Origin of the sequence: Streptomyces sp. SID14436, assembly GCF_010548465.1 — a bacterium.
Lineage (GTDB): Bacteria > Actinomycetota > Actinomycetes > Streptomycetales > Streptomycetaceae > Streptomyces.
Genome location: NZ_JAAGMD010000765.1, coordinates 1 through 20,342 on the forward strand (window position 1 = coordinate 1; position 20,342 = coordinate 20,342).

General features: G+C 74.4%; 17 protein-coding genes and 1 pseudogene. 5 read left to right on the top strand and 13 right to left on the bottom strand.

The genetic code is table 11. The annotated features are described in order from the left end of the window. From G3I53_RS27775 to G3I53_RS27790, 4 genes are all read right to left on the bottom strand, one after another. On the bottom strand, positions 1-1,532 hold a 1,532-nt coding region (locus G3I53_RS27775; RefSeq protein ID WP_164438900.1), incomplete at its 3' end, for an NAD(P)/FAD-dependent oxidoreductase. After that, entirely contained in the window at positions 1,525-2,031 is a 507-nt protein-coding gene (locus G3I53_RS27780; RefSeq protein WP_164337413.1) for an SRPBCC family protein, read from the bottom strand. The genes G3I53_RS27780 and G3I53_RS27775, both read right to left, overlap by 8 nt. A gap of 85 nt (positions 2,032-2,116) precedes the next feature. Then, positions 2,117-2,998: an oxygenase MpaB family protein gene (locus G3I53_RS27785; protein WP_164438901.1), complete on the bottom strand. Its 882-nt coding sequence runs from the start codon at positions 2,996-2,998 to the stop codon at positions 2,117-2,119. A gap of 159 nt (positions 2,999-3,157) precedes the next feature. Continuing rightward, positions 3,158-3,424 carry a hypothetical protein gene (locus tag G3I53_RS27790; RefSeq protein ID WP_164332526.1) on the bottom strand — a complete coding sequence of 89 codons (267 nt, stop codon included), beginning with the start codon at positions 3,422-3,424 and terminating at the stop codon, positions 3,158-3,160. A gap of 151 nt (positions 3,425-3,575) precedes the next feature. On the opposite strand from G3I53_RS27790, the gene G3I53_RS27795 reads away from it, so the two are divergent. After that, positions 3,576-4,268 (top strand): GAF and ANTAR domain-containing protein, encoded by a 693-nt coding sequence (locus G3I53_RS27795; RefSeq protein WP_343240701.1) that lies wholly within the window; start codon positions 3,576-3,578, stop codon positions 4,266-4,268. A gap of 70 nt (positions 4,269-4,338) precedes the next feature. On the opposite strand, the gene G3I53_RS27800 is transcribed toward G3I53_RS27795, so the two are convergent. Continuing rightward, positions 4,339-4,932, bottom strand: coding sequence for a hypothetical protein (locus G3I53_RS27800; protein WP_203591439.1), 594 nt, complete (start codon positions 4,930-4,932; stop codon positions 4,339-4,341). 311 nt (positions 4,933-5,243) lie between these two features. Between G3I53_RS27800 and G3I53_RS27805 the strand changes: the two genes are divergently transcribed. Continuing rightward, the gene (locus G3I53_RS27805; RefSeq protein WP_164332527.1) at positions 5,244-7,847 is read left to right on the top strand and encodes a SpoIIE family protein phosphatase; all 2,604 of its coding nucleotides are present in this window, start codon (positions 5,244-5,246) and stop codon (positions 7,845-7,847) included. Here the strand turns inward: G3I53_RS27805 and G3I53_RS27810 are convergent. After that, positions 7,844-9,040 carry a serine hydrolase domain-containing protein gene (locus G3I53_RS27810; protein ID WP_164438902.1) on the bottom strand — a complete coding sequence of 399 codons (1,197 nt, stop codon included), beginning with the start codon at positions 9,038-9,040 and terminating at the stop codon, positions 7,844-7,846. The two genes, G3I53_RS27805 and G3I53_RS27810, sit on opposite strands and share 4 nt — an antisense overlap. Positions 9,041-9,254: 214 nt before the next feature. On the opposite strand from G3I53_RS27810, the gene G3I53_RS27815 reads away from it, so the two are divergent. Further along, positions 9,255-11,543 carry an MMPL family transporter gene (locus G3I53_RS27815; protein ID WP_164336227.1) on the top strand — a complete coding sequence of 763 codons (2,289 nt, stop codon included), beginning with the start codon at positions 9,255-9,257 and terminating at the stop codon, positions 11,541-11,543. 108 nt (positions 11,544-11,651) lie between these two features. Here G3I53_RS27815 and G3I53_RS27820 read toward each other — a convergent pair whose 3' ends face one another. Together G3I53_RS27820 and G3I53_RS27825 are read right to left on the bottom strand one after the other, a co-directional pair. Continuing rightward, positions 11,652-13,640, bottom strand: a complete 1,989-nt coding sequence (locus G3I53_RS27820; protein ID WP_164336240.1) for a DUF1996 domain-containing protein — start codon at positions 13,638-13,640, stop codon at positions 11,652-11,654. Between the two features lie 327 nt (positions 13,641-13,967). Further along, on the bottom strand, positions 13,968-14,600 hold the full coding sequence (locus G3I53_RS27825; RefSeq protein ID WP_164336229.1) for a GNAT family N-acetyltransferase: 633 nt from the start codon (positions 14,598-14,600) through the stop codon (positions 13,968-13,970). A 99-nt stretch (positions 14,601-14,699) separates the two neighbouring features. Here G3I53_RS27825 and G3I53_RS27830 point away from each other — a divergent pair, with 99 nt between their 5' ends. Continuing rightward, positions 14,700-15,824 (top strand): YihY/virulence factor BrkB family protein, encoded by a 1,125-nt coding sequence (locus G3I53_RS27830; protein ID WP_164336231.1) that lies wholly within the window; start codon positions 14,700-14,702, stop codon positions 15,822-15,824. Between the two features lie 13 nt (positions 15,825-15,837). Here the strand turns inward: G3I53_RS27830 and G3I53_RS27835 are convergent, their stop codons facing one another. Then, positions 15,838-16,290 carry an NAD(P)H-dependent oxidoreductase gene (locus G3I53_RS27835; protein WP_164336233.1) on the bottom strand — a complete coding sequence of 151 codons (453 nt, stop codon included), beginning with the start codon at positions 16,288-16,290 and terminating at the stop codon, positions 15,838-15,840. Between the two features lie 130 nt (positions 16,291-16,420). Between G3I53_RS27835 and G3I53_RS27840 the strand changes: the two genes are divergently transcribed. Next, the gene (locus tag G3I53_RS27840; protein ID WP_164336235.1) at positions 16,421-17,077 is read left to right on the top strand and encodes a class I SAM-dependent methyltransferase; all 657 of its coding nucleotides are present in this window, start codon (positions 16,421-16,423) and stop codon (positions 17,075-17,077) included. 48 nt (positions 17,078-17,125) lie between these two features. Here G3I53_RS27840 and G3I53_RS27845 read toward each other — a convergent pair whose 3' ends face one another. The 4 genes and pseudogenes from G3I53_RS27845 to G3I53_RS27860 form a co-directional block, all read right to left on the bottom strand. Further along, a complete protein-coding gene (locus G3I53_RS27845) occupies positions 17,126-17,479 on the bottom strand; it encodes a metalloregulator ArsR/SmtB family transcription factor (protein WP_164336237.1) in 354 nt (117 codons plus the stop codon). A 150-nt stretch (positions 17,480-17,629) separates the two neighbouring features. Next, positions 17,630-18,061: an ATP-binding protein gene (locus G3I53_RS27850; RefSeq protein WP_164336239.1), complete on the bottom strand. Its 432-nt coding sequence runs from the start codon at positions 18,059-18,061 to the stop codon at positions 17,630-17,632. Further along, a complete protein-coding gene (locus G3I53_RS27855; protein ID WP_164438903.1) occupies positions 18,058-19,824 on the bottom strand; it encodes a SulP family inorganic anion transporter in 1,767 nt (588 codons plus the stop codon). The genes G3I53_RS27850 and G3I53_RS27855 overlap by 4 nt, the downstream gene beginning before the upstream one ends. 208 nt (positions 19,825-20,032) lie before the next feature. After that, a pseudogene (locus tag G3I53_RS27860) lies at positions 20,033-20,342 on the bottom strand (hypothetical protein); the annotation flags it as partial.

A 20,342-nucleotide genomic window follows, 5' to 3' on the forward strand; every position in this document is an offset into this window, starting at 1 on the left:
CGGGCCGCGTTGGCGCCCGGCGCGCCGTGCACGCCGCCGCCCGGATGCGCCGACGCGGACGCCAGGTACAGGCCCGGCACGGGGGTCTCCGGGCGGGCGGTGCCGGGCAGCGGGCGGAAGAACAGCTGCTGGTGCATGGCCGCCGTACCACCGTTGATGGCGCCCCCGTGCAGGTTGCGGTCCATGGACTGCAGGGTGGGCGGGGCGAGGATGCGCCGGGCCCGGATGCGGGAGCGGAAGCCGGGCGCGAACCGCTCGACCTGCCGCTCGACGCGGTCGGCCATGACCTCCTGCTCCTTGGCGTCCCAGGACCCGGTCAGCCCCTCCTCGGCCGCGTCGCCGGCGACGTCGTGCGGCACGTGGGTGTACGCCCACGCCGACTCGGTGCCCCGGGGCGAGCGGGACGGATCGGAGGTCGTCATCTGGCCGAACAGGGAGAAGGGCCGGTCGGGTACCTGGCGCATGGCGAGCTGGGCGGCGAAGCGGGTGAGTTCGTCGACCCCGTCGGCGAGGTGCACCGTGCCGGCGCCCACGGCTCCCTCCGCCTGCCAGGGCACCGGGCCGTCGAGCGCCCAGTCCACCTTGAAGGTGGCGAAGTCCCACTGGAAGCGGCGCAGGTCGGACAGCACCTGCGGGGGCAGGTGCTCGGGGGCGACCAGGCCGCCGTACAGGGCGGGCACGGACACGTCGGCGAGGACGGCCCGCCGGGCGGCGACCGTCTCGCCGCCCGCGGTGCGCACCCCGGCCGCCCGGCCGTCGCGGACCAGGATGCGCTCCACCCGCTGCCCGCAGCGCAGGACGCCGCCGCGGGCCTGAAGGCGGCGGGCCAGGGCGCCGGTGAGGGCGCCGGAGCCGCCCACGGGCACCGGGAAGCCGTAGGTCTGGCCGAGCATCGACATCAGCCAGCCGAAGCCACCGCTGCCGGCGGCCTCCGGGGCCAGGTCGGCGTGCAGGGCGTTGCCGGCCAGCAGGAGCCCGCCGCCCTCCCCGCGGAACTCCTCCTCCGCCAGCCGGCGCACGGGCAGCACCAGGGTGCGCGCCATGCGCAGTCCTCCGGCGGCCCGCAGCCGCATCGCGACCCGTGCGGCGGACCGCACCGGCGGGAACGGCGTGAACAGCGCTTCCAGCAGGTCGGGGCGGAGCAGCTGCCAGGTGTCGTGCAGCCGGGTCCAGGCCGCCCCGTCGCCGGGCGCGAACGCCTCCAGGGAGTCGGCCGTGACCTCCACCCGGCGGTCGAGGACGGCGCAGCGGCCGTCGGTCAGCGGGTGGGCGAGGACGTGCGGGGCGTGCTGCCAGCGCAGTCCGTGGTCGTGCAGTCCCAGCCCGGCCAGGACGGGGGACGCGGCGGCGAGCGGGTAGAAGGCGCTGAAGAGGTCGCTGACGAAGTCGGGGTCGACGCCGCGGTCGTGGCGGGCGGCGCCGCCCGGTTCCGGCTGTTCCTCCAGGACCTCGACGCTCCATCCGGCGTCGGCCAGCAGGTTCGCCGCCACGAGCCCGTTGGGTCCGGCGCCGATCACGACGGCATCAGCCACGGGGCTCTCCCCCACCGGTCTGCGGCGCGACGACGTGTCCCATGGGGCGGCGGCGTTCCTCCTCGGCGGCGACCTCCTCGCAGAGGTCGGCCAGCCGGTGCAGCATGGACCGGTGGCGGAGCTGGATCAGCGCCTCCACGCCGGCGTTGTGCACGAAGCCGCCCATCCCGCGCAGCGGATGCTCGTCGACGACGACCAGGCAGTAGTCGCCCCATGGTTTGAGGGCGATGGCGATCCGGGCGGTGCCCAGGGAGCCGGCCTTCGCCTCCAGTTCCAGTTCCTGGCCCGGCTCGCAGCGGCGCACGACCGTGTGGTTGGACAGGGTCACGGGCCCGAGGCGCACCTGGAAGCGGAGGGCCGAGCCGAGCTCCGGCCACCGTCCCCGGACCGGCTCCGTGGAGGAGGTGCCCACCACCCACTCCGCGTAGCGGCTGCCGTCCGAGAGGACCTCCCAGACGGTCCGCGGGCTCGTTCTGATCAGGCGATGACGAACCGCCACTGCGACCTCCCGTGTCCGGCTGCGGTCTTTCGGTCAGCACTGAGTGCCCCGTCTGCGACGCGTCAACCGGGGCCGGACCGGCGGTTCACGCCGGGACGGTGCCCTCCCGGGTGGGGGCGAGCGCCCAGCGGATGCCCGCGGTCACGGCGGTGCCGAGGGGGCGGACGCACAGGCCCTCGGCGGGCGGGATCCGGGGCACCCGCAGCTCGCGGGTGGCCCACACCGGCAGGAGGGAGACGGCGTTGGCGGCGAGGACGCCGTAGGGCAGGCGGGCGACGAGCGGCACGGGCGGGTTGAGCAGCAGGAACCGGGCGGTGGCCCGGGCGTCGGGGGTCGCGTGCAGTTCACCGCGGTACTCGGCCAGGCGTGCGGCCAGTTCGGCGCGTGTCACCGGCGGGTCGGGGACGCCGAGGGCGGTGGCGATGCGGGCCATGTCGGCGACGTAGCCGTCGCAGCCCGCGGCGTCGAGCGGGCGGGCGCCGTACCGCTGGTGGGCGCGCAGGAACGCGTCGACCTCCGCGAGGTGCACCCAGCCCAGCAGCCGCGGGTCGTCGGCGCGGTACGGGCGCCCGTCGGCGGCGGTGCCGCGCACGGTGGCGTGCACCGCCCGGACCCGGTCGACCGCCCGCTGGGCGCTGTCGGCGGTGCCGTAGGTGGTGACGGCGAGGAAGGTGCTGGTGCGCTGGAGCCGCCCCCAGGGGTCGCCGCGGAATCCGGAGTGTCCGGCGACGGCGGCCATGGCGAGGGGGTGCAGCGACTGGTGCAGCAGGGCGGCGAGCCCGCCGATGAACATCGAGGCGTCCCCGTGCACCCGGCGGACCGGGCGGTCGGGCCCGAACCAGCGGGGGCCCGGCGTGCCGTGGATGCGGGCCCGGCTGTCCGGCCCGTCCGGCCCGGCCACCCGCGTGAAGATCGCCCGGCCGATGCGGTCGCGCACGGCCGGACCGCCGTCCGAGAGAAGTCCCATGGTGCCTCCGCCCTGCCGGCCTGCCGCGCCCGGCCGTCCGCCGCCCTACGCTGTCGTCTGCCCGGCTCCGCGCCCGGGTACCCCTCGGCGCGGCGGGCCCTCCGCTCCGGACCGGGCTGTCCCCGGGCCGCATCCCCGCCGCGTCCCTGTCCCCGTGGCTCAGGGCACGTCGCCGCGCCAGTCGAGGACGCGCCCGTCCGGTTCCCTGCGCACGTACACCGCCCGTCCGCCGGGGCCGTAGCGGCCTATCTCGGTGCGCAGGCCGATCCCGTCCGCCAGCTCCGGTCCGGACCGGTCGGTGACGTCCAGCAGCAGTCCGTCCAGCGGTCCGCCCGCCAGCTCCGCGTACACCCTCCCGTCGCGCGGCCCCGGGTCGTCGTGGTCGGCGCCGTAGACCCGTCCGCGCATGAACTCCAGCTCGTCCATGACCGCAGGGTGACAGCTGCCACTGACAACGGGCCCGCGCGGCGGGGCACGCGGGGCGGACCGGGGCGCAGCGGCACGATCGGGCCCGGCGTCCCCGGACGGCGTGCCACGATGGCAGTGTCGATGGCTGCAGGGAAACAGGAGGCGAACCGTGGACTGGCGTGACTTCGCGCGGCAGATGGCCTCCATGGCCAGGAATCTGCTGGCCGAATCCGGTCTCGAACCCACCCTTGAGGAGATCACCGAATCGGCGGTCCGGCTCGTGCCGGGCTGCGACGCCGCCGGGATCCTCGTGCTGGAGGACGGCCGGGCCCGCTCTCTGGCCCCCACCGACCAGGTGGTCGTGGACAGCGACCGCATCCAGGACCGGCTCCGGGAGGGGCCGTGCTTCGACGTGGCCCGCCCCGAACTGGACGAACGGGTCTTCCGCATCCCGGACTTCACCGCCCCGGCCGAGCGCTGGCCCGCGTATGTCCCGGAGGCCCGGGGCCTCGGGCTCGGCAGCATGATGGGGTTCCTGCTGTACACGCGCGAGGAGGAGCTGGGCGCGCTCAACATGTACTCGCGCAAGCCGGGTGTGTTCACCGAGGACAGCGAGACGGCGGGCTGGCTGCTGGCCTCGCACGCGGCGGTGGCCTTCTCCACCGCGCTGACCGGCGCCCAGCTCCGGGAGGCCCTGGCCACCCGGCACATGATCGGTGAGGCGATGGGCATCCTGATGGGCCGCCACCACGTCACCGAGGAACGGGCCTTCGAACTGCTGCGCACCCAGTCCCAGCGCACCAACACCAAGCTGCGGGACGTGGCGCGCCGGGTCTGCGAGACCGGCGCCGCGGAGCCCTGAGCGGGCCGGCGGCAGGCCGGGCGGGAGCTGTCCCGCCCGGCCGCCCCGCCTTCGGAGCGTCCGCCCGGGATCAGGGGGCGCCCGTCCAGTTGTGCGCCACGTCGATCACGACGCGGTCCGGCAGTTGCAGGACCCGGAACGGCAGCCGGGCCCGGACGCCGAGACCGACCTGGGTGTCGCCCTCGAAGCTGCCGGCGAACCGCGCGTCCCGGAAGGTGCGGTACCCGGTGAGGTCCACTCCCGGCAGGGTGCGCCCGGCCTGTGCCGGGTAGGTGGCCCGGCCGGTCGCGGGGTCGTACGCGGGTGCGGTGATCCGGACCTCGAGGACGGCGCCGCCCGCGACGGGGACGGGGCGGTCGGAGCCGTCCTGGTGGAGGCGGTCGACGTAGCGGACGGAGTAGCCCACGTTCCCGGCGCCGGGGACGTCGACGACCATCCGGTCGTAGCAGGCGTGGCGGCCGGTCCTGATGTCCCGTACCGGTGTGGCGGTGGCGGGGGTGCCGGTCTCGGGCAGGCTGCCCCAGCCGGTGGGGCAGGCCGTGGACTGCGGCGTCGCGGCCGTGGTGCCGGCGGCGGCCGGGGCCGCGACGGTGCCCAGTGCGGCGCCGGCGAGCGCGAGCGTCGCGCAGATGGTTGCGCATCGGATTGTTCTGGTTCGAAGCATTTTCGCCCCCTGAGGTGGCCTCTTGCTGATATCGGGTGAGACGGCCGGGTTCACCCGATGGTTGCGCTGTTGCCGGGCGAAACGTGAGGTTCCCGCCACGGGCGGTGACCGGTGGGACGCGCGGGACGGAAACCACCGGTGACCTGGTCCCCGGCACGGGGGACGGGCGCCGTCCCGGGGAAGTTCCGGGCCCGGGAGGGGGTGGCCGGCGAGGATCTGGTGTGCGCATCCACCGCGCCGGAGCGCCCGGCATGACACATCCTGGGGGGAGCGAACGATGTCCCGTGCGTCCGCACCGGGGAGGACGCGAGATGGAAATGCCAGCCGCCGTACCGGACGACGGGCGCTCCGGCGTGCGCGCCGGCGGCTCGGCGGGGCACGGGACGGGGGCCACGGCGGACCGGCTGGAGGACGCGCTCGCGGAGCCGCTGGTCGCGGCGGTCCAGGGGATCGGCGGGTACGGCGGCCTGGTGTACCTGCGCTCCCGCGACCGGCGCTCGCTGGTGCTGTCGGTGGTGACCGGGGTGCCGAGGTCCCTGCTGAACGCCTGGTGGCGCGTGCCGGTGGGCGGGGCGCTGCCGGCGTCCGAGTGCTACCGCACCGGCGAGGTCATGTGGCTGCCGGACGAGCGGGCGACGATGCTCCGCTTCCCGCAGTTCACCGCCGCCCTGCCGTACGCCTTCGCGTCCGCGCACCGGCCGGTGCGGGTCGACGGCGAGACCGTGGGCGTGATGACCGTGCTCCGTTCGGTGCGCGACCCGGTCGGCCCGGACGAGGTGGAGGCGGCGCTGCGCACCGCCGGGCAGGACATGGAGGCCCGGCTCACCCGCTACGCGCGCCGGATCGCGGACACGCACACCGCGGACCCGGACGTCGTGGCGTACGGCATCGAGTACGACGACCAGCCGGTCAGCGTGCGGCTGCCCACCCCGCCGGCCCACACGGTGCAGGTCGGCATGGTCGAGTGGGACCTGGACAGCGACCGGTGGGCGGCGGACGACGAGGCGCTGCTGATCCTCGGTCTCACGCGGGAGGACTTCGGCGGCACCCTGGCCGATGTCGAGGCGCAGGTCTGCCCGGACGACCTGTTCGAGCTGCGGGCGGGGCGGCGGGACGCGCTGACGCACGGCCAGGTGCGCTCCCGGCACTTCAGAGTCATGGAGGATCCGGACGAGGACGGCCGGCTCCGCTACCGGCCCGTCGAGCTGTGGGGCCACGTGGTCCGGGTCGGCGCCGCCGGGAAACTGCTGGTGGGCGCGCTGGTGGACACGGAGGGCGGGGTGACCGCGGCGGAGGCCGCCGAACGCCTGCCCGACGGCCTGTTCTCCCTCGACCAGGACGGCCGGGTCACCTACGCCAACCGGCGCTGCGAGGAACTGCTCGGCTGCGACCGCCAGCAGCTGCTCGGACACCACCCCTGGCAGGTCATCAGCTGGCTGCGCGATCCCGCCTACGAGGACCGCTACCGGGCGGCGATGCTGTCGCAGGAGCCGGTGACGTACCTGGTGCACGATCCGCACGGCACCTGGCTGGGGTTCGTCCTGTATCCCGGGGTGCACGGGCTGACCGGCCGGGTGTTCCGCACCACCGCGCCGGTGAGCACCCGGCCCACCACCCCCGGCCGGGCCGGGGCGCTGATCGGCCCGGCGGCCGCCGGGCCGCCGGAACCGGTCGTGGCGGCGCGCGCGGGCGTGCTGTACCACGTCGTGCAGATGGCGAGCGTGCTCACGGAGGCGGTGACCGTGAAGGACGTGTGCCGGGCCGTCGCCGAGCAGTTGCTACCGGCGTTCGGGGCGCAGGAGATCGCCCTGTACACGGTCCGTGACGGTCGGATGCACCTGCTGTGGGAGTCCGGCTACCCGGAGGGCTTCCTCGACCCGTTCGAGGGCGTCCCCCTGGACGCGCAACTGCCCGGAGTGCACGCGCTCACCACGCGGTTCCCCCTGTTCTTCGAGTCGCCGGACGCGCTGAGCAAGGCGTACCCGGGGATCGCCCTGGACCGCATGCACTCCTGGTCGTTCCTGCCGCTGATCGCGTCCGGTCACGCGGTGGGGTCGTGCATCCTCGGCTGGGCGGCGCCGCACCGGTTCACCCCCGACGAGCGTTCCGCGCTGACCGCGCTGAGCGGGCTGTCCGCCCAGGCGCTGGAGCGGGCCCGGCTCTACGACGCGGAGTCGGCCGTCGCGCGCGGGCTGCAGGAGGGGCTGCTGCCGCACCGGCTGCCCGCCATCGAGGGGCTGGTGACCACCGGCCGCTACCTGCCCGGCACCCAGGGCATGGCCATCGGCGGCGACTGGTACGACGTGATCAAGACGGGGCGGGGCGTCGCGCTGGTCATCGGCGACGTCGAGGGACACAGCGTGGGGGCGGCGGCCGTGATGGGGCAGCTGCGCAGCGCCGTGCACGCCTTCGCCACCAGCGGGCGGCCGCCCCAGGAGGTCATCACCCACACCAACCGGCTGCTCGCCGAGCTGGAGGCGGACGCCTTCGCCACCTGCTGCTACATCGAACTGGACCCGCGCAGCGGCCGGGCTCTCGCCGTGCGGGCCGGTCATCCCCCGCCGCTGCTGAGGCACCCCGACGGCCGGACCGAGACCCTGGACCTGCTGGGCGGGGTGATGCTGGGCGTGGAGCCGGACGCCCTGTACCCGGTCACCGCGCTGACCCTGACGCCCGGCAGCGTCCTCGCCCTGTACACCGACGGCCTGGTCGAACAGCCCGGCAGCGACATCGAGACGGGCATCCAGGCGGCACGTGCCTGCCTCGCCCGGACCCGGACCGACTCGGTGGAGCACCTGGCGGACCAGCTGATCAAGGCGGCCCGCAGGGCCGAGGACCGGCCGGACGACGTGGCCCTGCTGCTCACCGCGTACAACTGGGAGGACCGGGAGCAGCCGGGGCCGGGTACCGATTAGCGGCGCTCGCGCAGGAGCGCGCAGACGAAGTCCTCCTGGATCGCCCGCAGCCGCGCCAGCCGGTCCGGGGCGAGGGTCTCGTTGATCTGCGTGGTGACGGAGAACGTCAGGGACCGGCGGCCGTCCGGTGTCGCCGCGACGAGCTGGGTGTAGCCGGGGAAGTTGCCGGTGTGTCCGAGGACGGCCCCGCACCGGGTCGCGTGGCGGAAGATGCCCAGGCCGGCCGTGTTGCGGCCGGGGCCCGCGGGCTCGGAGGCGCCCTCCCGCCAGCGCCGCTGCTCGCGGGTGACGGCCCGGCCGAACAGTGCGCCGCCCGTGTAGCCGCGGACGAACCGCGTCATGTCGGCCGGCGTGGAGACGATGCCGCCGGACGCCCAGACGGCGGAGGCGCTCAGGACCTCGCTGACGTCCTCGGGCGGGGGCGGGGTGACGTCGTAGCCGTGCAGGTAGGGGTCGGGCAGCCGGTATCCCTGGGGGAGGCTGGTGTGCCGCAGACCGAGCGGCCGGTACACGAGGTCGCGCAGCAGGCGCTCGTAGCGGGTGCCGGTGGCCGCCTCGGCCATGAGGGCGGCGGCGATGTTGTCGGAGTTGGAGTACCGGTACCGGCTGCCGGGGCGGAACCGGAGGGGTTCACCGGCGACGAAGTCGAGCAGCCGCCGGGAGTCGAAGCGGTGGCGGGGATCGGCGGTGAGGATCTCCAGGAACTCGGGGGCCTCGGAGTAGTCGGGCAGCCCGCTGGTGTGGTTCAGCAGCTGCCGCAGCGTCACGTAGCCCCAGGCGGCGGGCAGCCGCGGCAGCCGGTCGCGCAGCCGGTCGTCGAGACCGAGCGCGCCGCGGTCGACGAGGGCGAGCACCACCGCCGCGTTGAACGCCTTGGCCGTGCTGGCGATGCGCATGTGGTCGTCGACGCGCGGAGCGCGACGGGTCTCCAGGTCGGCGACCCCGGCCCGCACCACGCGGCTGTCGCCGTCGCGCCGGAGCACGGCGATCACGCCGGGCGGACCTCCGGGGCTGTGCACGAACTCCTCGATCTGCTGCCTGAGGCGTCTGCCGTCGTGCGGTTCGGCCGGGGCGGCGGCGCCGGCCGCCCCCGGGCACAGGGCGGCGACGCAGACCGCGAGGACGGCCGGTACCCGCAGCCGGGAACGGGACCGCGCGCGGGCGGCGCGGGACGGCAGGGGGCGCACTGGCATGGGGACTCCCGGGGGGTGAGCGGAACGGCAGGCACAGCCTCACCGCCGGTCCGCGCCGCGGCTCGCCGTACTGCGGCATCCGGAGCAAGGGCGCACCCCCGGGAGCCCGCGCCGGACGGGTGGGCGCCGCCCCGCACGAGATGCCGGGACGATTCCGCCCGCTTGTAATGAGGAGAGGGGCCGAGAACGGCTCGGCCGGTCGGAGGGGCCGCACATGGCTTCCAGACGGGACGACGGGGGCGGGGCCGGGGGGCGGGCGAAGGCGGGGGTGCTGCGGCGGCTGGGCGAGTGGTGTGCCCGGCACTTCGTGGTGGTGATCGTGGGCTGGCTGGTGGCCCTGGTGGCGCTCCAGGTCGTCAGCCGCGTGGTCGGCGGGACCTACTCCGACAACTTCACGCTGCCGGACGCCCAGTCGCAGAAGGGCATCGAGGTCCTCCAGCAGCACGATCCGCAGGCCGGCGGCTACAGCACTCAGATCGTGCTGCACGACGATCAGCAGCAGCTGACCGCCCTCGGCTCGCAGATGTCCGGCACGGTCGGCGCGCTGGAGAAGCTGCCGCACGTGCTGTCGGCGCAGAACCCGCTGTCCTCCGCCGGGTCGTCCGACCAGCAACAGCAACAGCAACAGCAACAGCAACCGAATGTGGGCCCGCTGTCGACCGACGGGAAGACCGGCTACATCACGGTCCGCTTCGACGTGCAGCCCTCCACGCTCGGGGACGACTACCTCGACGGCGTGGACGACGCGGTCGCACCGCTGCGGCAGGCCGGCGCCGAGGTCGAGTACGGCGGTACGCTCGGCGAGCTGGCCCGGCCCGCGCCCGACGACCGGGTGAGCGAGCTGATCGGCTTCGGCGTCGCGATCGTCGTGCTGCTGGTGGGCTTCGGCAGCGTGATCGCCGCCGGCCTCCCCCTGCTGACGGCGCTCGTCAGCGTGGTGGGCGGTCTGGCGATCCTCGGTCTGCTGGCCGCGGCCTTCACCTTCGCCACCGTCTCCCCCACCCTGGCCACCATGATCGGCCTCGGCGTCGGCATCGACTACGCGCTGTTCCTGATCACCCGGCACCGGCAGAACCTCATGGACGGCATGGATCCGGAGCGGGCCGCCGGGCAGGCCAACGCCACCAGCGGCCGGGCGGTCCTGGTCTCCGGCTGCACCGTCATCGTCGCCCTGGCCGGCCTGTCCGCGTCCGGTGTCTCGTTCATCGCCAAACTGGGACTGGCCGCCGCCGTGACCGTGGTGTCCGCCGTCGCCGGGGCGCTGACCCTGGTGCCCGCGCTGCTGGGGGTGATCGGCCGGCGCATCGACCGCTACCACGTGCGGAAGCCGGTCGCCGAGACCGACGCCGAGCCGGGGGCCGAGGCCCACGGCACCTGGCACCGGTACGCGCAGCGGGTGGCGCGCAGACCGTGGCAGTTCCTGGCAGCGGGCGTGGTCACCATCGCCGTCCTGGCGATCCCGGTGTTCTCCATGCAGCTCGGCCACATCGGCGACGGGGCGGATCCGACGTCCGACACCGACCGGCGCGCCTACGACCTCATGACCGACGCGTTCGGCCCCGGGTCCAACGGTCCCCTCACCGTCGTCATCGACCAGACCTCCGTGCCCGCCTCCGACCGGTCGGACCTCGCCTCCCAGGCCCAGAAGACCCTGGACGGGGTCGCCGACGCGGCCGCCGTCACCCCGCTCACCCCCACCCAGGACGGGGACGTGCTGGTCGGCACGGTGTACTCCACCGAGTCGCCGCAGAGCGCCACCACCACCGACCTCGCCAACCGGCTGGTCGACGACACGCTGCCGCAGGCCGTCCGGGGCACGGACGCCTCCACCTACGTCACCGGCACCACCGCCGCCCAGGTCGACTTCCGCGACGTCGTCGCGGAGCGGCTGCCGCTGATCATCGGCGTCGTGGTCGCCCTGGCGTTCCTGATCATCCTGGCGGTCTTCCGCGGCCTGCTCGTCGCCGTCAAGGCGGCCGTCCTCAACGTCCTGTCCATCACCGCGTCCTACGGCGTCGTGGTGGCCGTGTTCCAGTGGGGCTGGGGCGGGCCCGCGCTCGGGGTGTCCGGCACGGTGCCGATCGAGAGCTATGTGCCGATGATGATGTTCGCGATCATCTTCGGCCTCAGCATGGACTACGAGATCTTCCTGCTGTCCCGGGTCCACGAGGCGTGGAGACGCACCGGCGACGCCAAGGCGTCCGTCGCGCACGCCCTGGAGATCACCGCCCGGGTCATCACCTGCGCGGCACTGATCATGGTGAGTGTGTTCGCGGCGTTCATCGTCAGCGACAACATCGTGGTCAAGATGCTCGGTCTGGGCCTCGCCGTGAGTGTGCTCATCGACGCGACCGTGGTGCGGCTGCTGCTCGTGCCGGCCGTCATGACCCTGCTGGGCCGGCACGCCTGGTGGACGCCGCGGTGGCTCGACCGGATCATGCCGCACATCGACGCGGAGGGCGGCGGCGCGGTGGCGCAGCCTCCCGCGCGCACACCGTCGTAACGGCCGTCGGGCGTCGGCGGGCCCGCAGGCGCGCCCCGGACGGGACTCCGGCGCAACGCGAGGCGGCAGGGCCCGAGGGCCCTGCCGCCGTGCACGTGCCGTGGAGGATCAGGCGCTGCGCCGGACACTCCGCAGGACGAAGAAGCCGAAGATCACCAGCACTCCGCCGACCGCGGCCGGCCAGAGCTGCGCGCCGGTCTCGGCGAGGCTGCCGCCCTGGGCCTGCGCCCCGGTCGTCTTCTCCAGCTCCGGAAGGGTGCCGGGCACCTGGGACGCCTGGGCGGCCTGGCCCCCGTCCTTGCCGTCCTTGCCGTCGTCGCCGCCGGCGCCCGCGTCCTGGCCGTCGTCCGCGGGGGACGACGCCTTCACGTTGGGCTGAGCGGGCTTCTCGGCGCCCTTGTCGTCCGCCGGCTCCTGGGTGGCCGGGGCCTTCGACGGCTCCTGGCCGCCGTCGCCCTTGTCGCCGCCCTGCTTGCCGTCGTCCTGCTTGCCGTCGTCCTGCTTGCCGTCGTCACCCTTGCCCTGGTCGCCACCGTTGTTCTGGTCGCCGCCCTGGTTCGGGTCCTCGGGCTCGGCCGTGGGCTGCTCCGGCTTGTCTCCGCCGTTGTTGCCGCCGTTGCCGTTGCCGTCGTCGCCGCCGCCGTTGTCGCCGCCGTTGCCGCCGTCACCACCGGCGCCGCAGGTGCGGCCCTCGTTGATGCAGGCGACGACCTCGTTCATCAGGTCCTCGTCGAAGACGTTGATGAAGTCGCCGTGGTCCGTGATCGGCTTGTGCAGCTGCTCCGGGAAGGAGTCCACCGCGAACAGCGGGACCGTCTTGCCGCCGTCGTCCAGGCTCGGCGCGTCGACGTCGTAGACGATGCGCTGCACCAGCTGCGGCACGGGCTTGAAGCCGGACGGGCAGTTGCCCTGCTCGTCCACGAACGCCATGTGCGTGCGGTGGTTGGCGCTGTCGGTGTTGCGGCCGTCCCAGCAGCTCTGGAAGTCGAAGGTGCGCACCACGTCACTGCCCTCGGGGCACAGCGGGTACTTGTCCGTCAGCTGCCGGTCCTCGAAGCCCGTGCAGCTCCAGGAGGCGTTGGCGTTGGCGGGGCCGTTGACGAACGACTTGGCGTCACCGGTGATGATGCGCAGGAACCGCGGCATCGCGGTGACCTCGCCCTGCGGGTTGCCCTCGAAGGTCAGCGTGACCTCCTTGGGCGTGACGATCTCACCGACGTTGCCCTCGATGCCGCCGCCCGGGCTGTTCGCGTCGCGCTCCTCGACGCCGTTCTGCAGACGCAGCACCGGCCAGTAGTACGACGACTTGTCGCCCTGGTCCGCGCAGCTGGTCTCGGCGCCGGCCAGGTCGTCGTCGCTGGAGAAGGCGTTGGTGGCCTGGTTGCCGATGTAGTCGTGGAAGTGGTGGGCGCCGTTGGCGACACCCGGTGCCGCGATCACGTTGTCCGAGTTGAACAGCCCGTTCTCGTTGACGCCGCACTCGCTGACGAAGGTGCCGCGGGAGGCGTTCTGCGACGGCTCGGGCGCCGAGACGTTCGGCTGGACGCTCTTGATGTCGACGTAGTCGCCGGCCACCGGGCCGTTGCCGGCCTGGCCGCCGTTTCCGCCCTGGCCCTCCTGGCCCTGCTCGGCGCCCTGCTGGTCCTGGCCGCCGTCCGCGTCGCCGGCCTGACCACCCTGGTCGCCGTTGTCGCCGCCGTCCTGGCCGGCCTCCTGCTCCGCCGGGGCGTTGCCCGACTCGCGCACCTGGCAGGCGGCGAGTTCGTCGAGGCCCTCGGGGCGGTCGCCCACGCGGTCGATGGCGGTGGCGATGCGGGCGAGGGTCGCGGACCGCTTCTCCGTGAGCGGGCCGGCGATCGCGTTCTGCGCGAAGGCCGGATCCTGCCGCAGGGCGTCGGCGGACTCCCCGATCCGCTTGTAGGCGTCGGCGATCTGCGCGTCCAGGGCGGCGAGTTCCTTGTCCACCTCCGCCCGCGCCTCGTCGGGGACCGAGGTCAGTTCGGTGGCCACGTCGGGGCAGTCGATCGTGGCGCCCGAGAACACCTGCGCGGTGTCGCCGCCGTCTTCCGTCGCGGAGGCGTAGACGTTGGCCGCCATCATCCCGCCTCCGCCCAGCATCAGGGCGAAGGCGGCGAGCGTCGCGCGCTGTTTCGGGCGTCTGCGTGTGTTGCGTGCCAAGGCAGTACTCCTACGGCTTTGTAGCGGGGGGTCGGCATGGAATTCCCACGCCCCATACGCAGGCGGACCGCCGGGTGTTCAAAGGCCGCACGAAATCTTCGCCGCATCCGACGCCCCGGCCGCCCCCGTGGCCCCGCGTTCCCCTCCCGACTCCCCTGCGGCGCACGGGAGTCGGCGCAGGTCGGGGCGGGGGCGGCGGGGCGCGGAGTGCGGGGCGGCGGGGGGCGCGGCCGGGCGGGGGAAGAATCAGAGGCGGTCGGCGTCCGCGGTCGTCCGGCCGAGGCAGGCGACCGTCGGGTCGAGCGAGGTGACGATCTCGTGGAAGCCCACCCGGTCGTAGAAGGCCCGGGCGGGCTTGTTGGCGGTCGACATCACGAGGTGAACGGCCGGAACCCCGGCGGCCCGCAGGGCGTTGAGGAAGGTCCGCATCAACTCCCGTCCGTGGCCCCGCCCCTGCCACTCGGGCAGCAGGTCGATGTGGAGATGGGCGGGGTACGGGGCGAGTTCGGGCAGGACCATCCGCTCGGGGCGGTGCAGCAGCCGGGCCATCGCCTCGTCCGGTGTGGCGGGCTCCCCGGCCGGTTCGGGGTAGCGGTCGGCCACCCGGGGGAGCCACTCGCTGCGGAAGGCGGCGGCGAAGCGGGGGGTGTCGGCGGTGCCGAGGATGTACCCGACCGCGCGCCCCCGCCCGTCGTCCAGCACGAACGCGAGACCCGGTTCGAGGTGGACGTAGGGGGCGGCGAAGATGTCCGGGAGGATGCCGGGATCCCGGTAGTGCGGGCGGCTGTCGAGGCCGTTGTGCGCGGTGCGGATGCAGATGTCGTCCAGGGCGGGGCGGTCGGCGGACTCGTACCGGCGGATCACGGGATGCGACGTCATGACCTCGATCCTGCCCGGATGGGAGCGCTCCCACAACTGTCTTTCCCCTGCCGGCCCGCATTCTGGCTTAGCGCCGGGTTCGGTGGTTACCCGGTGCGCATGAAACTGCATCTTCCGGGGCGGAACACCCGGCACGAGGGCGAGGCCGCGGACGGCGACGTCCGCCCGGGTTCCGGTACGGAGCCCGCGGCGGGTCCCCGACCGGGCCCGGACGACAACGCGCGGCAGGCGGCCGGCTCCCGGCCCGGCCCCGACGAGGACGTGGAACGGGCGGCGCCGGACAGCCCCACGGGGCTGCCGAAGCAGTCCTGGGGAGCGGCGCTCAAGGGCAGCCTGCGCGAGTTCAAGAAGGACGAGCTCACCGACCGGGCCGCCGCGCTCACCTACTACGGGGTGCTGGCGCTGTTCCCGGCCCTGCTGGTGCTGGTGTCGCTGCTGGGCCTGGCCGGGCAGTCCACGACGGACAAGGTGCTCGAGAACGTCCAGGACCTGGCCCCGGGCCCGGCCCGCGACATCATCACCCGGGCCGTGGAGCAATTGCAGGGCAACGCGGGCACCGGGTCGATCGTGGCGATCCTGGGCCTGGTGCTGGCCGTGTGGTCGGCGTCCGGCTACGTGGCCGCGTTCATCCGCGCGGCGAACGCCGTCTACGACGTGCCGGAGGGCCGGCCGGTCTGGAAGGTGCTGCCGGTACGGCTCGGGGTGACGGTCGTGCTGATGGTGCTGGCGGTGGCCAGCGCGCTGATCGTGGTCTTCACCGGTGGTCTGGCGCGCCGGGCCGGCGACTTCCTCGGGCTGGGGGACACGGCGATCACGGTGTGGTCGATCGCCAAGTGGCCGGTGCTGGTGGTGCTGGTGGTCTTCATGATCGCGCTGCTGTACTGGGCCACCCCGAACGCCAAGGTCAAGGGCTTCCGCTGGATCACGCCGGGCAGCTTCCTGGCCCTGGTGATCTGGCTGGTGGCCTCCGCCGGCTTCGCCTTCTACGTGGCCAACTTCGGCTCGTACAACAAGACCTACGGCACCATGGCCGGTGTCATCGTGTTCCTGATCTGGCTGTGGATCACCAACCTGGCGATCCTGCTGGGGCTGGAGTTCGACGCGGAGATCGCGCGGCAGCGGGCCATCGCGGGCGGCCATCCGCCCGGGGAGGAGCCGTACACCGAGCCGCGCGACACGCGCGCCTGGGACGAGGAGGACCGCCGGCGCGTGGACGGCCCCTGACGCCCCGGCGGGGTCAGTCCGTGAGGCCGGCGGCGAGCGTGGCGCCCAGTTCCCAGCAGCGCTCGGTGTCGGCCTTGCCGGGGGCGCCCGTCACGGTCACCGGGTCGGCGGCGCGGCGCCAGCCCAGGCCCGTGGTGACGGTGTCGAGGGCGCGCAGCGCCCCGGTGACGTCGCTGCCGCCGTGCACGAAGGCGCCGAACGGCCTGCCCCGGGTGCTGTCCAGGCAGGGGTAGTAGATCTGGTCGAAGAAGTGCTTGAGGGCCCCGGACATGTAGCCGAGGTTGGCGGGGGTGCCGAGGAGGTAGCCGTCGGCCTCCAGGACGTCGGTGGCGGTCGCGGACAGCGCCGCCCGCCGCACCACCCGGACCCCCTCGATCTCGGGCGCCGTCGCCCCGGACAGGACGGCCTCGAACATGGCCTGGCAGTTCGGCGAGGGCGTGTGATGGACGATCAGCAGAGTGGGCACGCCCCGACCCTGCCGTGCCCCGGCCGGGCTCCGCAAGCCGGGCGGGGGCGCGCCGGGCGGCGGGGTGCCGGTTGTCACGGCCGGTGACGGGTGGCAGCATGCCCGGCATCGGTATGCGGAGACGGGGTGCGTGTTGGTCGACGAGGGTCCCAGGTCATCGGCGGCAGCGGTGTTCGACGCGCTGGGCGGCGAGTACGAGAAGGCGTTCGCCGGTTCGCCGGCGCACCGGGCGTCGCTGGATTGGCTGCTGGAGCGGCTGCCCGAGGGCAGCCGGGTGCTGGACGCGGGCAGCGGCACGGGACGGCCGACGGCCGCCGTGCTGGCGGGGGCGGGCCACCGGGTGCTGGGGGTGGACGTCTCCCCGGTGATGACGGAGCTGGCGTCGCGGCGGGTTCCCGAGGCGGAGTTCCGCTGCGCCGACGTCGCGTCGATGCCGCTGGAGGAGGAGTCCTTCGACGCGGTCTGCGTGTACTTCTCGCTGCTGCTGATGTCGCGGGCCGAACAGGCCGCGGTGGTCCGCCGGCTGACCCGGGCGCTGCGGCCGGGCGGGCTGCTGGTGCTGGCCACCGTGCCGCTGGACGTGGAGGACTTCGAGGGCGTCTTCATGGGGCAGCGGGTGCGGCTCACCAGCTTCGCCGCGCAGGACGTGGTCGCCCTGGTGCGCGAGGCGGGTCTGACGGTGCTGTCGGAGCAGAGCGTGATGTTCCGGCCGACGCATCAGGACGCCGCCCCGGAGCCCCACCTGTTCCTGCACTGCCGGCGCGGTCCCGGACCGTCCTCGGACTGACCGGGTGCGGGAGCCCCGCGTCCGGTGCGGCGGTCCGCGGGGGTGTGCCTACGCCTGCTGTCCGGGTTCGTTCTGCGAGGAGGCCCGGAGGTCGGCGAGCAGTTCGGCCTGGCCGGCGAGCACCCCGGACAGGATGGTGCGGGCCACCCGGAGCAGCTCGGCGATGTGCGGGCTCGTCAGCGAGTAGTACACGGTGGAGCCCTCCTTGCGGGCCACGACCAGGTTCGCCCGCCGCAGCACCGCCAGCTGCTGGGAGAGGTGCGCGGGCTCAATGCGCACCTCGGGCAGCATCTCCGCGACCGCGTGCTCGCGCTCACTGAGCAGTTCCAGCACCCTGATGCGGGCCGGATGGCCCAGGGTCTTGAAGAACTCGGCCTTCAGCTGGTACAGCGGCGTGGTCATCGTGCCGTTCCCTTTCCGGCGCGGCGGCACGGCCCCGACGGCCGGCCCCGAGTCCCTCGCCTCATCTGTCCGCCCGTTCCCGGCCCCGACGGTGTCCGACACTAGCAACTCCCTGCCTGCGCGCCGTCGCGCGGTCCCGGGTCCCGCCCGTCACAGGGGGAGGGTGATCCAGATGCTCTTGCCCCGGCCGTCGGAGTCGCCCCGTACGACGGCGGTGCCGCCGAGGCCGTGGGTGAGTTCGGTGACGGTGGCGAGGCCGCCCGTGCCGCGGCCCGGTGCCGGGGCGAGCAGGCTCGGCCGGTGGGGGTGGCGGTCGTGCACGGCGAGGACGAGGCAGTCCGGGCCCGCCGCGTAGACCACGGTGGTCTGCGGGGACACCGCGGCGGCGTGCCGGACGCTGTTGGTGACCAGTTCGCCGAGGATGAGCAGCGCGGGACCGACGGCCGGGTGGTGCCGGTCGATCCCCCATTCCGCCAGCGCCCGTTCGGCGGTCTCGCGGGCGACCCGGACGGCGGCCGGCTCCGTCGGGAGGGTCAGCACGTGCCGGTGCGGGAGGGCGGCCGGGGTGAGGGTCGTCGTCATGGTGTCTCCCGTGCGGCCGCGTGCGTCGCGGCGGAGGTGGGCGCCGGCCGTCCGGGCGGCGGGGTGACCGGTGCGGGGCCGGCGCCGCCGTCCGGCGGGAACACGCCGGTGCGGTGCAGGAGGTCGCGGGCCGCGCGGATCGCCTCGGGGGTGGTGGCGTACTCCCCGTCCCCGTCCCGCAGCAGGTCCAGGACACCCACGGAGTCGAGGACCTGGCGGTGTTCGGCGCGGATCCCGGAGACCATGACGACGATGCCGCGCCGTGCCAGCTTCTCCATGGCGTCCTTCAGGACCAGGGCGCCGGTGGCGTCGACGACGCTCACGTGGGACATGCGCAGGATGACCACCCGCACGTCGGCGAGTTCGGTCAGCTCCAGCAGGAAGCGGTGGGCGGCGGCGAAGAACAGCGGGCCGTCGACGCGGTAGGCGACGATGTGCTCGGTGAGCAGTGCGTGCTCCGCGTCGCTGTGGTCGCGCTGCCGGTCGAGGGGCAGCGGGGCGAGCCGGGCCTGGCGGGCGACCGCGCTCAGGGCGAGGACGGCGGCGACGGCCAGTCCGATGATGACCGCGAGCACGAGGTCGAGCACGAGCGTCGCGACGGCGGTCAGGACGAGGATCAGCGCGTCGGAGCGGGTGGCGCGGGCCATCGCGCGCAGCGAACCGACCTCGACCATGCGGACGGCGGTGGCCAGCAGCACGCCGGCCAGGGCGGCGAGCGGGATCCGCGAGACCAGCGGGGCGGCGGCGAAGACGATCACGGCGAGGACGGCCGCGTGCGCCAGGGACGCCAGCCGGGAGGTGGCGCCGGTCCGCACGTTGACGGCGGTGCGGGCGATGGCGCCGGTCGCGGGGACGCCGCCGAACAGCGGGGAGGCGATGTTGGCGATGCCCTGGCCGAAGAGTTCGCGGTCCGGGTCGTGCCGCTGACCGACGGTCATGCCGTCGGCGACGGACGCGGACAGCAGTGACTCCAGGGCGGCCAGCGCCGCCACGGCCACGGCGGGGGCGACCAGGCTGCTGAGGGCGGCGGTGTCGACGAAGCCCAGCGAGGGGGCGGGCAGGCCGGACGGCAGGTCCCCGATGGGGCGTACGCCGAGGCCGGCGGCCTCGCTCAGCAGGGTGGCGCCGATCACCGCGAGGATGGAGAAGGGCACGGTCGGCTTCCAGCGCGCGCCGAGCAGCATGACCGCCGCCACGGCGACGGCGAGGGCCGGCGCGGCCCAGTCCGGGCGGCGCGCGAAGTCCTGCAGGGCCAGCCAGGCGACCTCCAGGACCCGCTCGGCGTCCGGCGGAGACACCCCGAGGGCGTTGGGTATCTGCTGGAGCCCGATCACGCAGGCGATGCCGAGGGTGAAGCCCTCCACGACGGGTGCGGGCACGTAGCGCATGCTGCCCCCGGCGCGCAGCAGGGCGAGGACGACCAGCATCAGTCCGGCCATCAGGCCGACGGTGAGCACTCCGGAGGGGCCGTGGTCGGCGACGATGGGCACCAGCACCACCGTCATCGCCCCGGTGGGCCCGGACACCTGGAGGTTGGAACCGCCGAACACGGCGGCGAGCGCGCCGGCGATCACGGCGGTGGCCAGCCCGGCCTCGGCGCCCAGTCCGGAGGACACGCCGAAGCCGAGCGCGAGCGGCAGGGCGACGACGGCGACGGTCAGACCGGCCAGCAGGTCACGGCGCGGACGGCGCCGCATCTGGCGCAGATCGGTGCGGTCGGGCAGCAGCGCGGTGAACCGGGACAGGACTCCGGCCCGCGCCATAGGTACGGACACGACTCCTCGTTCTCCCGGTGGCTGCGGTTCCCGCGGTCCGGGCCGCGCACGGCGGCGGGCGGGCCGCCTCGGCCCGCCCGGAACTCACGGGATAACGACTTACAGCATGTATGCAATTGCTAAATTTTGCAACTGCGCAGGTCAGCGCGGTGCGATCCCGCACGCAGGGACCGCACCGGGGCGCCGTTGCCGTCCGTCAGCCCGTCATCCGCTTCCGCCAGGCCGGTTCGACCAGCCGCCACTCGGTCTCCCACTCCGCCGCGCGCCGCCGCAGCAGCCGGGTCCTGAGCACCCACCCGGCGAGCAGCGCCATTCCGCCGGCGGTGGCCGCGACCGTGGCCCCGGCCATCAGGGTCTGGAAGCGTGCCTCGGCGCCGCCGGGCGGCTCGGAGACGAGCCGTCCCTCCCGGTCGGTCCACACCGTGACCGCGCTGCCCGCCCCGGCGTCCGCGTCGGCCCGGGCCCGGCCGGTGCGCTCGGTGCCGTCCGGCGCCGTCCAGCGCACC